The sequence below is a fragment of the Nocardia sp. XZ_19_369 genome (genome assembly GCF_015355715.1).
Taxonomy (GTDB): Bacteria; Actinomycetota; Actinomycetes; order Mycobacteriales; family Mycobacteriaceae; genus Nocardia.
This window is the reverse complement of the sequence record NZ_JACVED010000002.1, coordinates 478,621-489,845: the sequence shown is the minus strand read 5'-3', so window position 1 is coordinate 489,845 and position 11,225 is coordinate 478,621. Positions and strand designations below refer to the sequence as shown.

Below are 11,225 nucleotides of genomic sequence, written 5' to 3'. Positions count from 1 at the left end.
GACAAACTCCCTCGCTTATCACCTTTGCCGGGCCGTACCGATCCGCTGCTGGCCGAACGGAATCGTTTTCGGCGATGCGGGCGCGCCGTGGATGCAGCCCCGTACTGCACCGCCGCGCGCCCAGCTCGCTGCGCTGGCAAAGGTGGGGACACTCGTTGTCCCCGGTCGACTGCCGCCGCCCCCGTCGACGAATCCGCACCGGGCCATTTGCTTGACCACCAGTGCGGCACCCACCCCGAATCACCGTGCGGGACAACCCTGTCCACAGCCTGCGTCAGCAGGGCGAAACGGCGATTCGACTGGTGCGGCGCGTGACAAAGCCCGGAATCGGACGCTTGCTCACAACTAGATGAGCTGTTGCTGCCCGGACAGCTCGTCGGCTGCCGATGAACTCGCCTCCCCCGAATCCCGCTGCCGCACACTCGATCAGGATGTCTCGAGCTGCGTAACTGCCGCTGTACTAGCGCGTAAATGACTGGTCAAAATGGTAACTATCCAGTGTTCCTCCCTCGGAGGAGTCCGGCGCCACCTATGCTCAGCGCTGGTAGCACATGGTTCAGGAGGGCTTGTCCATGGCGCACACGCAGATCAGATACGGGGTGCTCGGTTCGTTCACAGCAAGGCGCGACGACTGTGAAATCGAGCTGGGCCCAGCGAAACAGCAAGCGGTGCTTGCGGCACTGATGCTGGAGATGAACCGGCCGGTAACGGTGAACGCGATCATCGACGGGGTGTGGGGCGAACACCCTCCGGGTGACGCGCGCAACGGCGTACAGACCTACGTCAGTCGGCTGCGTCGCGCCTTGGCGCCGTGCCGCAAGGCCGCCGAACCCGCGCTGGTGTGGTCGGAGACCGGCTATGTGCTGCACGGCGACCCCACGCTGTCGGACCACGTCGCGTTCGACCGGCTCCTCGCTACCGCCGAGCGATGCCGGCGCGACAGCGACCTCGCCGCGGCCGCCACGCACACCGATGCCGCGTTGGCACTGTGGCGCGGCGAACCGTTCAGTGGCCTGGCTGGCCCCATCATCGAGGCCGAACGCCGCAGGTTGCAGGAGCGCTACCTGACCGCGCTCGAGCACCGCGCCGCGATCAAACTCGCCCGCGGCCAGCATGCCGAAGCGGTCGCCGAGCTCGCCCCGCTGGTCACCTCTTATCCGCTGCAGGAACGGTTTCGGACGCTGCTCATGCTCGGGCTCTACCACTGCGGGCGGCAAGCCGAGGCGCTGCTGGTCTTCCAGGACGCGCAGCGCCATCTCGCCGACGAGATCGGGATCGAGCCGGGACGCGAGCTGCGCGAGCTGCACCGCAGAATCCTGCGCGACGAGATCGAGCCACCACTGGGCGGCGTGTCCACACCGACCGGTCGGCATGAATCGCTCTACAGCCCAACCGATTTCGCAGGACTAGAGCAGGACGCGGCACGGCCCGCCGCCGAGGGCGCGTCCACACTGGGTGAGGTCGGCGGCGGGGACAAGACCGAGTTCCAGCCCGAGGTGTTGCCCAGCCGAAATCAGCTGCCCGGCGACATCGCGGACTTCACCGGCCGCACCGGCGAAATGGACCTGCTCCTCGCCGACATACCGCCGGAAGCGGCTCGTCCGACCGTGTTGATCGAGGCCATCGACGGCATGGCCGGTGTGGGTAAGACGACGCTGGCGATTCACGCGGCGCACCGGCTCAGCGGCCGCTTTCCCGACGCCCAGCTCTATATCGACCTGCACGGGCACGCCGCCGAGAGCGCGCCCGTCGAACCGATGGTCGCGCTGGACCGGCTGTTGCGGGCGGTGGGCGTGCCGAGTGAGTCGATACCGCCGGATCTGGATGCGCGAGCCGCTATGTGGCGCACCAGAATCGCCGCCCGTTCGGCGCTGCTGGTGCTGGACAACGTCGCCGACGTCGATCAGGTGCGGCCGCTGCTGCCCGGCACAGCGAGCTGCCTGGTGCTGATCACCAGCAGGCGCAGGCTCGTCGACCTGGAAGTCTCCAGAACCCTGTCATTGGACGTGTTTTCACGCGAAGACGCCACCGCGCTGTTCACCACCATCGTGCACGACGAGCGCGTCGCGGCGGAGCCCGAGGCGGTGCAGGAAACCGTCCGGTTGTGCGGTTATCTGCCGCTGGCCATTCGCATTGCGGCCGGACGGCTGCGTGCGCGGCCGGTCTGGCCGATCGACCGGTTGGCCGAGCGGCTCCGACATCCCAGCCGGCTGGAACACCTGTCCGCGGGATCCCGCAGCGTAGCGGCCGCCCTCACCGCCAGTTTCCAAGACCTGTCGCACGATCAGCAGCGGGCGTTCCGGCTGCTCGGCCTGCACCCCGGCCGCGACTTCGACACCTACGCCACCGCCGCCCTCGCCGATATCGGGATCGACGCCGCCGAGCAGATCCTGGAGGCGCTCGTCGATGTTCATCTGCTGGAGCAAGTTGTCTCCGAGCGCTATCGGTTCCACAGCTTGGTACGCGATTACGCAGCGACTCTGAGCGAGCCGTCCGATCTTGATGGCGACGAAGCGTTGACCCGACTGTTCGACTACTACCGGTATGCCGCGTGGGCGGTCGGCACCCGAATACTGCCCGACCGCACCTTCCGCGTCGCCGATCTGCCCAGGCCGACGACGCCTACGCCCGCGCTCGTCACTCATCACGAGTGCGTGACCTGGTTACACAGCGAACGGCTCAACTTGCTGGCGATCGCCCGCGAGGCGACCAAAGCCCGCTGGTCCGGCTACACCAGGCTGTTCTCCGAAATCCTCTGGTGGCCTTACGTGACGGGCCTGCGCTGCTCCGACGACGCGATCACCTTGCACTTCGACGCGGTCGAAGTGGCGCGTAGTAGCGGACAGCACGCGGAAGAGTGTCGGTTGCTGGTCAACCTGGGCTACACGCTCTGGCGGATGCGGCATTGCCAGCAGGCGCTGGTGGTGCTGAACGACGCCGTCGGGCTGGCGCACGGCATGCGCGACCAGGCCAACGCGGCGCGGGCCATGCATCACAGCGGGCTGGTCTACTTCCGGCTGGCGCGGTATCGGGATGCGCTGATGGGGTATCACCAAGCGCTGTCGTTGTCCCGGTCCAGCGGTAACAGATATATGGAAGGCTATGCGCTGCAAGGGCTCGGGCAGGTCCACGAGCGGATGGGGCATTGCGAGGACGCCGTCGACTATCTGCGGCAAGCCGTCGATATCGCCGACGAAACCGGCGACCCATACCTGCGCGCCAGTGCCCTCATGCGCATCAGCGATGCCGACATGCGGGTCGACAAATATGACGACGCGCTCGCACACCTGGAGGACGCGCGTAAAACGCTGACGCCGATGTCGCCGAATACCCTTTTCCACAACTATTTTTCGATCCGCATCGGCAATACCTATTGTCAGCTGAAGCAGTACGAGACAGCGGTGGAAAATTTCCGGGTGGCGCTGGCGCGAGCCGAGCGCAGCAATGATCTGATCCTCAAGTGTTGCGCGTATCTGGGTATCGGCGATATCCATCGCAGGCAGGGTCACTACCGGGAAGCGCTAGCCCACTACGAACGCGCACTGCATATCGCCTATGCATCCGGCTCGCCGTATGAGGAAATGCTGGCCTACGACGCCATCGCCACGGTCAGTTATTGCTCTGCGCACTTCTCGGTCGCGCGCAAGCACTGGAAGACCGCTCTGACGATCGCCGCGAGCCTGGGCCTACCGGAGACCCGGCGCATCGCCGATCATGTCGCCAGCATCGACTCGACGTTTCTCGCCGCCACGGCAACGCAAGCGGCCGAAGCGCATTCGGCCGAGTTCCGCAGGGCCGCGGCGTTGATCCGATGCGATCTGTCGCCGTCGAGTCGCGCGGTTGCGATGGCCGCGATGGTCGATCCGAAGGGTCCCTGACCGGCCGGCTACGCGGGATCGGCGCGCGACGCCCACCAGGGCCGGGAGAGCTGGGCCGCGAGGTAGGCACCGGTCGCGTTCAACAGCACGTCATCGATGGAGGAGTGACGGCCGATGGCCAGCGCGAACTGCACCGCCTCCACCGCGATCGACGCGCAGACGCCCACCAGCAGGACCCGGTACGAGCGAGTGAACCAGGCGAAGCGCACCGGCAGCAGGAACCCGAGCGCGGCGAAGACCAGCAGATTCCCACCGAACTGCTCGATCACCCTTCCGTCGGTCAGCTGATCGGCCAGATCACGCAGCGGCACCAGGTTCAACGAACGCCCAGATCCCTTGGGCGTGAGGATCATCCACAGCCACGGCGCGGTACCCACCACCATCCCGACCTCGCACAGCGCCACCCGCCACCCGCGCCGCCGAGCCAGCCACCACGCCACCACACCGGCCACCGGCAGCGCGGCGATCGCGGCGAGCACCACCCCGCCCCACGACTCCCAAGTCCCGTTCACCCCGTCAGTCTCACTCGAGTCGCTCGCGCCTCCGCCACTCGTCCACACAATCCACACGAGATCCGCCGATGAGGCCCTGATCAGATCCGCTACGGGCTACGGAAACTCGCGGCCAGTTCGCCCAGCAGTTTCCAAGTGCGCTGTTCGTCGTCCGGTGAACCGATCGCGGTCTGCGTGTAGATGAGTTCCGTTGCCCCCGCTTCGCGATACGCGGCGACCTGATCGGCCAGTACCTGCTCGTCACCGATCGCGACCAGGTCGGCCGGATGGTGCACGCCTTCGCGATCCAAGGCGGCGCGGTACGCCGGGATCGTCGCATAGGGCTGCATATTCTCTTCGGCCCGCGCGCGGGCTCCCGCCACGTCGGCGGTCACCACCCCGGAGACGATCACGGCGGTCCGCGGTGTCGGCCGACCGGCGGCGTCGGCATAGCGGGTGAGGGTGGGCACCGTGTAGTCGGCCAGAGTGCGTGGCCCGGAGAGAATCGGGATCACGCCGTCGGCGAGCTCCGCGCCGGCGCGCAGTGTCAGCTCGCCTGCCGCCGCGACCAGGACCGGCACGCGGGGCCGCACGCCGTGCAACGGTTCCGACCGGGGCGTTCGGGCGATCAGGGTGTCACCTTCCAGTTCCACTGCTCCGTCATCCAGCAAGGCGCGCAACGCTTTCAGGTAGTCGCGTAGATGCCGGATCCGGGGGTGCGGCGCTATTCCGTAGGTCTGTTCGACGAACGAGGCGATCGACATCCCGAGGCCGAGGGTGAGGCGGCCGTGGCTGGTGGCCTGCACGGTCCGGGCCTGCATCGCGAGCGTGATCGGGTGCCGAGGGTAGATCGGGACCACCGCGGTGCCGACCGCGATGTCCGGTACTTCGCGTGCGGCGAGCGCGGCGACGGTGAGGGCGTCGTGGTCGAACCGCTGAATGAACCAGGCGGCGTCCAGTCCGGCTGCGGCCAGCTCCGCGACCTGGCTGATCAGGGTCTGCACCGGGTCGGCTGTCGCGGATAGGCGAGTGTAGTTGGTGGGCAAGGCAATACCGATACGCATGAAGTCTCCCGAGCTGCGTTGTGACGAACCGATTCGTTAACCCAGTCAATATATACACACGCTGTCTATATTGCCTCGGTTGCACCTTTGGTACGCTCACGCCATGGGAGCAGAAGGCGGCCTGCGGGAGCGGAAGAAGCAGCAGACTCGGACAGCCATCGCCGATACGGCGATCGAGATGTTTCTGGAGTCCGGCTTCGATCAGGTGTCTTGCGCCGAGATCGCTACGCGCGCACAGGTTTCCAAGCCGACGCTGTTCAAATACTTCCCCACCAAAGAAGATCTGGTGCTGCACCGGATCATCGACCACGAGCAGGAGGCCGCCAGGGTGGTCCGCGAACGGCGGTCCGGCGAGGCTCCGTTGAACGCGCTGCGCCGGCACTTCCTGGCCGCGCTCGACGCGCACGATCCGATCACCGGGTTGAACGATGACCCGGAAGTGCTTGCGCTGCACCAGATGTTCGAGACCACGCCCAGCCTGTCGGCGCGAGTGCTCGGTTTCGTGGCCAAGGGCGCCGAGGAGCTCGCCGCAGCCCTGATCGACGCCGGAGCCGTCTCCGACGGTGTCACCGCGCGGGTGGCCGCGCACCAGGTGATCATTACGCTGCGGGTGCTCGCCGAGGAGAATCTGCGCGAGCTAGCCGGTGGTCGCGCACTCGACGAGGTGCACCCCGAAGCCGTCGCCGCCGCCCGGCGCGCCTTCGCCATGCTCCGCGCCGCCCTCGATGCCGCTTGACCGTGCGATCATCGCGGCGCGCGGCCCCAGGTCTGGACCATTCGGGGAGCGGCCAGCGCCATCGATGAATCATCTACTGCCGCACGGAGATCGGCGAGGATGGCGTCGAGTTCGGCGGTGCTGGTCAGTCCGGCGGTGAGCGCGGCGTCCGCGATGTTCTCGAGGGTGAGGACGTGGACGAGTTTGGTGGCGGGGTCCGGTTCGGCGGGTTGATTCACCTGGATGTGGATGTCGGTGAGGCCCGCGTTGTGCAGCAGCGCGGGCAGCCGGGGGCCGATCAGCGGATCGGCGCCCCGGTGACGACCGGTGCGAATGTACAGGTCGTGGTAGGCGCGGAATGCGGGTGAGTCGGGACAGCAGAGGGGTGCGCTGAAGTCGACGTCCGCGACGGCCAGGGTGCCGCCCGGCCGGAGTGTCCGGGCGATGGCGGCGACGGCCGCGGCGGGGTCGGTCAGGTGCGAGAGCAGGAAACGGGCGTGCGCGATGTCGAAGGTTTCCGCAGGCAGCTCCTCCGTGATGTCGGCGACTCGGTATTCCACCTGCGGATACGCGGCGGCTTCGGCTTCGGCCAGCGCCACTTTGGCGGGGTCGAGGTCGGTGCCGAGTACTCGACCGTCCCGGCCGACCATGTCCGCGATCATCAGTGTCACATCGCCGCCGCCGGAACCGACGTCCCAGCACCGATCACCCGGGCGGACAGGTAACTGCTCGAGCAATGCCCGGGTGCGCGGCGCCAGCACGCCGGCCAAGACGCGCAACCGTTCTCGGCCCTGGATACCGCCGCGAATGATGTACGAACCCGCTTCGCTCATGCCATTCCCTCTGCCGCGGAAGCGAATCGACCGAACGAGCCGTTAGACGGTCAGTTGGCCGATGCGGGCTTCGGCGTCAGCAGGACCAGCGGGATCTCGCGGGTCGTCTTCTTCTGGTAGCCGGCGTAGACCTTCTGTGCGGCGATCACGCGCGGCCACAGTGCGGCCCGCTCTTCGGCGTTCGCGATCCGGGCGGTCATCGGTTGCCGGGGTCCGCTGCGCACCGACACCTGGACATCCGGGTTGTCGCGCACATTGTGCAGCCAGGCCGGATGTTGCGGGTCGCCGCCGCGGGAGGCGACGACGACGTAGGTGTCGCCGTCGACGATCGGCGCGGTCAGCATCACCGCGTGCGGGCGACCGGATTTGCGGCCGATGGTCACGAGTTCGATCGACGGCATCCCGCTGAAGTCGTTGCCCAGCTTGCCGCAACTGACCTTCAAGAGCGCGCGATGGGCCGTGTTCATTGTCTTGAGAGCGAAATTCGAGGGCATGGGGGTCCTTAACCACGCTGCACGGGGAACGAGCTCTGATATGCCCACACTACCTCCCTGTAACAAACTGTCACAGGTAAAGACGTAGGTCTACCGGCCGAGCGGGCGCAGGCCGATCAACGTGCGTGCGGAAGCGTAAACGTAGTGGCCCTTGCCGCGGGCAGTCACTTGGCCGCCGTCGCTGAGAGCGTCCGGGACGTCGGTCACCGCCCGGAACGGGATGTCCCACACCGTGCCGCCGGATTTCGGGTCGATCGCCCACAGACCGGTGGAATCGGCGAAAACGACGACGTCGCCGTCCCAGGCGTTCGGGGTGCCGGAACGCTCGGTCGCGTGCTGCCACAGTCGGCGTCCCGTGCGCATATCAAGCCCGGTCGTGGTGCCTGCGGCGTCATCTCGGAGCAGTGCGACGTCGCCGAGCACTGCGATCGCGGAGCCGGAAGTGGCGTTCCCGTACTCGCTCTGGGTCGTACGCGGCTGCGTGACGAGATCGGGGCTGGTCCACATCAGCTGTCCGGTGCGGCGATCGCGGGCGCCGTCGGCGAGCAACACGGGGACGGTGTCGTCGGTCGGCAGGTCGATCGAGAGGCTATGGGCGGCTTCGTGATCGGTGGTGGCCAGCACCCGCCCGGTGTGGTCGAGGATGTCGGAGCCGGTGATCCGGTAGCCGGTGCAGTCGGTGTGGATTCGCACGACCAGCGCCGGGTTCGTTTGGGTTGTACGGGAACACCCGGTCAGTTCCGCAGTCCAGGTGGGTGCGCCGGTGCGCAGGTCGAATCCGGCGAGATCGGCACCGAGGGCGAACAGCCCTTGCCCATGCGCGACGTCCAGCGCGTCGGCGGGCAGGGATTCCCATGCGGTGCCCATGGTGAACGCGCGGGTCCAGTGGGCGTCGGGATCGGCGAGGGTGCCGGAATGCACGCGCACGTCGTCGGACTCGACATCGCCTTCCGCCAGGTACAGGCGATCCTCGGCGGTCGCGAGGGCGAAGACCGACCACTCGAGGGAGGTGCGGGTGACCTTTCCACTGCCGATGTCGTAACCGATGAGAGCGGGCGGCTCGGACGGTCCGGTGAAGCAGACGAGGTGATTGTCGAGCGGAGCGCGCGCACAACCACCGAGGTGGGCGGCGGGGGTACGCCAGCGCACCGCGCCGGAGGCGGCATCGATACCGATCATTGTCGGATTACGCAGCGACATATCGCCGTCCGAGGAGCCGACCACGGCGACGAGGGTGTCGCCCGCTTCGACGAAACCCGCACTGCCGATGTCGTATTCGGTGCCCGCGACCGGATCACGGAATTCGGGGGACGCGCCGTCGTAGGCCGCGGTGGCATCGACCGACCAGGCGAGGCCGGGAGCTGCGGCCGCGGTGCCGGTGATCTTGCGGGTGGCGTCGTCGGGTTGCACCAGGACGTAAACGGCTCCGGCACTGGTGATTACCGCGGCGGCAGCGGCAAGCAGCAGATTGCGCAAGCCCGGGATCGGCGCCATCACCGCACCTCGAGATCGGGGGTGGTGGCGATCGCTTCGAGCTGCGCGAAAGGGAAAGGTTCGATCGGTTCGGCGGCGGTGGACGACACGTGAATACGGGTGCCCGACGGACGGGTGACGGTGACCGTGCGCATAGTTTCCGGCACGGGTTGCGCCCCCGGCTTCTGCGACTGCACCGAAAACCGCGACTCCCGGGTCTCGACCACGGTCCCGTCCGGCAGTCGCCGGGTCGTCACGCGGTCACCGTCACGGTTGGGTGGCGCGTCCTCCGGAAGGCGCTGTTCCGTGGCGATCGCGACGCTCAACCGCGACTCCCGCCCCGGCGTGGTGATCCGAACCGCTTGGCACACCCCGCTCGCGCTGGGGCCCGCCGGTCGCAGCTGCCCGAGTGGCCGATCGAGAGTGAGACCGTCGAGCGGGATGCGCGCCAGCACCGCGTCCAACCGCCGGGTAACGCCCTCGTCGATCATCCCACCGGTTTCCGTCGCACCGGAACAGCTTTCGGGAACGTCCGGGGTGCCCGGCGGCACCGGCGTCGTGACGCGCAGGCCGGGGGCGGCGGCCAGGGCCGCGAGCTCGTCGACCGTCAACGGCACCGTGCCGGAATGACCGCTGCCGTCCGTGCGCTGATCGGTGGCGGCGGTGGTGACCGCAGTACCGTCCGGCAAGTACGCGCGGGCGGTGCGAGACAGCGTGCGAACCTTGTCGATCTCGTACCAGGTGTCGTGCACATCGACCGTCGTGCCATCGGCGAGCCGACGCCGCTCATCGAGATCACCTGCGACACAAGGCGGAACAGGTGCCGTGGACTGCCGCACCGTCACCATCAGCCCACCCTCGCCCGCACCCCGGCGCAGCGTGCCGCTCGCGGTGGTCCAGCCGCCGGCCCCCGGCGGTGAATCGGCATCCTCCGGATCATCGAGGATGGGCTGAAACAGCAGCGACTGCTCGTCGGACGCAAAGGCGACCTCGACATCGTCCGGCAACCCGTCCCGCAGCGCCCGCGACATCGCGACAGCCTTCGGACCGGAGAACCACGGATACGCCGGATTGTCGTAACCGAACGTGCCGTAGCTGGCCCACGCCATCAAGTTGCCCTCGGTAGGCGGCTCCACCACGGCACAACCCGGAATCTCCACCGGGAACACAACAGGTGGAGTGACATAGGAGCTCTCGACCGGCGGTCTGGACGGAGTAGCGGTAGCCGTAGGCACCGGCTTGGTCGTCAGCTCCGGCTCCGGCTCGTGCAGCAGCCCACCGACGATGACGCCACTCGCCACGATCGCCACACACACCAGCCCGACCGTCCACCCGCTTACCGCGCGCGACGGCTGAGCTTCCTCGCGAGCTTCCATCTCCGGCACCGCTCCTCCCCATAGCTGTCAGGTGATGTCTACCAAACGCCACCGACGAACTACGAGCGGCGGTCCGTTGACGTGGTGCGGGTGCGCTCGACGGTGAAGAGATGGTGGCTGCCGTGCAGGCCCTTGAGTTCGACCTGGCGTTCCGCGGTGACGGTGATGTCGGGGTGGTCGGCGATGGCGTCGTGGACCGGGGTGCTGATGAGGATTTCGCTGCCGTCGGCTTGGTCGGCTACCCGGGCGGCCATGGCTACGTTGCGGCCGAAGAGGTCGTCGCCGCGGCGGACGGACTTGCCCATGTGGACGCCGATCCGCACGCGAACCCGTTCGCGGCCAACGGATTTGCCGGAATTGTGCAGGGCGGCCTGCATGTCCAGGGCGCAGCAGACGGCTTGTTCGGGCTCGGCGAAGGCGATCATGAAGCCGTCGCCCTGACTTTTCACGATGTGCCCGCCGTGTTCGGCGACGCACTGGCGGGTCAGGCGGTCGTGCCGGTCGAGGAGTTTGACCCAGGCCTGGTCGCCGAGGCGTTCGTTGAGGGCGGTGGAGCCTTCGATGTCGGAGAACATGATCACCACGTGACCGTCGGGTGTCAGGCCCGCCAGATCCGGTCGTTCCACCTGCGCCCAGCCCGCCAGGTTCTCGATCGAGGTGAGGACCGCGCCACGGAACCCTTTCTTGCGCAACAGGTTCGCCGTATCCCACACGGTTTTCACCGCTTCCCGCCCGCCATTACGCAGCAGTTGCCGGGCATCGAACCTGCGCTGCAAGTCGTCGAGCCGGCGTTGCAGCTCCTCGGATTGGCGGCGGCTGCGCACCCACAGCACGAGCAGCACCACCAGTCCGATGGCCTCCAGTACGGCAACCGCCGCAAGTACGAGCTCGATCAGCATGG

At 67.5% G+C, this 11,225-nt stretch carries 9 protein-coding genes; 2 read left to right on the top strand and 7 right to left on the bottom strand.

The annotated features are described in order from the left end of the window. The first annotated feature begins 572 nt into the window (after positions 1 to 572). A complete protein-coding gene (locus tag IBX18_RS08440) occupies positions 573 to 3,878 on the top strand; it encodes a BTAD domain-containing putative transcriptional regulator (RefSeq protein WP_194833172.1) in 3,306 nt (1,101 codons plus the stop codon). 8 nt (positions 3,879 to 3,886) lie between these two features. Here IBX18_RS08440 and IBX18_RS08435 read toward each other — a convergent pair whose 3' ends face one another. Beyond that, positions 3,887 to 4,390, bottom strand: a complete 504-nt coding sequence (locus IBX18_RS08435; RefSeq protein ID WP_194833171.1) for a VanZ family protein — start codon at positions 4,388 to 4,390, stop codon at positions 3,887 to 3,889. An 89-nt stretch (positions 4,391 to 4,479) separates the two neighbouring features. Then, positions 4,480 to 5,433, bottom strand: coding sequence for a TIGR03564 family F420-dependent LLM class oxidoreductase (locus IBX18_RS08430; protein ID WP_194833170.1), 954 nt, complete (start codon positions 5,431 to 5,433; stop codon positions 4,480 to 4,482). A gap of 103 nt (positions 5,434 to 5,536) precedes the next feature. On the opposite strand from IBX18_RS08430, the gene IBX18_RS08425 reads away from it, so the two are divergent. Next, on the top strand, positions 5,537 to 6,169 hold the full coding sequence (locus IBX18_RS08425; protein ID WP_194833169.1) for a TetR/AcrR family transcriptional regulator: 633 nt from the start codon (positions 5,537 to 5,539) through the stop codon (positions 6,167 to 6,169). Between the two features lie 8 nt (positions 6,170 to 6,177). Here the strand turns inward: IBX18_RS08425 and IBX18_RS08420 are convergent, their stop codons facing one another. From IBX18_RS08420 to IBX18_RS08400, 5 genes are all read right to left on the bottom strand, one after another. Next, positions 6,178 to 6,981: a methyltransferase domain-containing protein gene (locus tag IBX18_RS08420; RefSeq protein WP_194833168.1), complete on the bottom strand. Its 804-nt coding sequence runs from the start codon at positions 6,979 to 6,981 to the stop codon at positions 6,178 to 6,180. 50 nt (positions 6,982 to 7,031) lie between these two features. Further along, positions 7,032 to 7,475 (bottom strand): nitroreductase/quinone reductase family protein, encoded by a 444-nt coding sequence (locus IBX18_RS08415; protein WP_194833167.1) that lies wholly within the window; start codon positions 7,473 to 7,475, stop codon positions 7,032 to 7,034. Between the two features lie 90 nt (positions 7,476 to 7,565). After that, positions 7,566 to 8,969 carry a PQQ-binding-like beta-propeller repeat protein gene (locus tag IBX18_RS08410; RefSeq protein ID WP_194833166.1) on the bottom strand — a complete coding sequence of 468 codons (1,404 nt, stop codon included), beginning with the start codon at positions 8,967 to 8,969 and terminating at the stop codon, positions 7,566 to 7,568. Continuing rightward, a complete protein-coding gene (locus tag IBX18_RS08405) occupies positions 8,969 to 10,324 on the bottom strand; it encodes a hypothetical protein (RefSeq protein WP_194833702.1) in 1,356 nt (451 codons plus the stop codon). Before IBX18_RS08405 ends, IBX18_RS08410 begins: the two co-directional genes overlap by 1 nt. A gap of 59 nt (positions 10,325 to 10,383) precedes the next feature. Further along, positions 10,384 to 11,223: an adenylate/guanylate cyclase domain-containing protein gene (locus IBX18_RS08400; protein ID WP_194833165.1), complete on the bottom strand. Its 840-nt coding sequence runs from the start codon at positions 11,221 to 11,223 to the stop codon at positions 10,384 to 10,386. Between the last annotated feature and the right edge of the window lie 2 nt (positions 11,224 to 11,225).

Bases quoted from the DNA above. Each gene is read 5' to 3' on its own strand.
- IBX18_RS08440 (WP_194833172.1), top strand. From the start codon at position 573: ATGGCGCACACGCAGATCAGATACGGGGTGCTCGGTTCGTTCACAGCA.
- IBX18_RS08430 (WP_194833170.1), bottom strand. From the start codon at position 5,433: ATGCGTATCGGTATTGCCTTGCCCACCAACTACACTCGCCTATCCGCG.
- IBX18_RS08425 (WP_194833169.1), top strand. From the start codon at position 5,537: ATGGGAGCAGAAGGCGGCCTGCGGGAGCGGAAGAAGCAGCAGACTCGG.
- IBX18_RS08420 (WP_194833168.1), bottom strand. From the start codon at position 6,981: ATGAGCGAAGCGGGTTCGTACATCATTCGCGGCGGTATCCAGGGCCGA.
- IBX18_RS08415 (WP_194833167.1), bottom strand. From the start codon at position 7,475: ATGCCCTCGAATTTCGCTCTCAAGACAATGAACACGGCCCATCGCGCG.
- IBX18_RS08410 (WP_194833166.1), bottom strand. From the start codon at position 8,969: ATGGCGCCGATCCCGGGCTTGCGCAATCTGCTGCTTGCCGCTGCCGCC.
- IBX18_RS08405 (WP_194833702.1), bottom strand. From the start codon at position 10,324: ATGGAAGCTCGCGAGGAAGCTCAGCCGTCGCGCGCGGTAAGCGGGTGG.
- IBX18_RS08400 (WP_194833165.1), bottom strand. From the start codon at position 11,223: ATGCTGATCGAGCTCGTACTTGCGGCGGTTGCCGTACTGGAGGCCATC.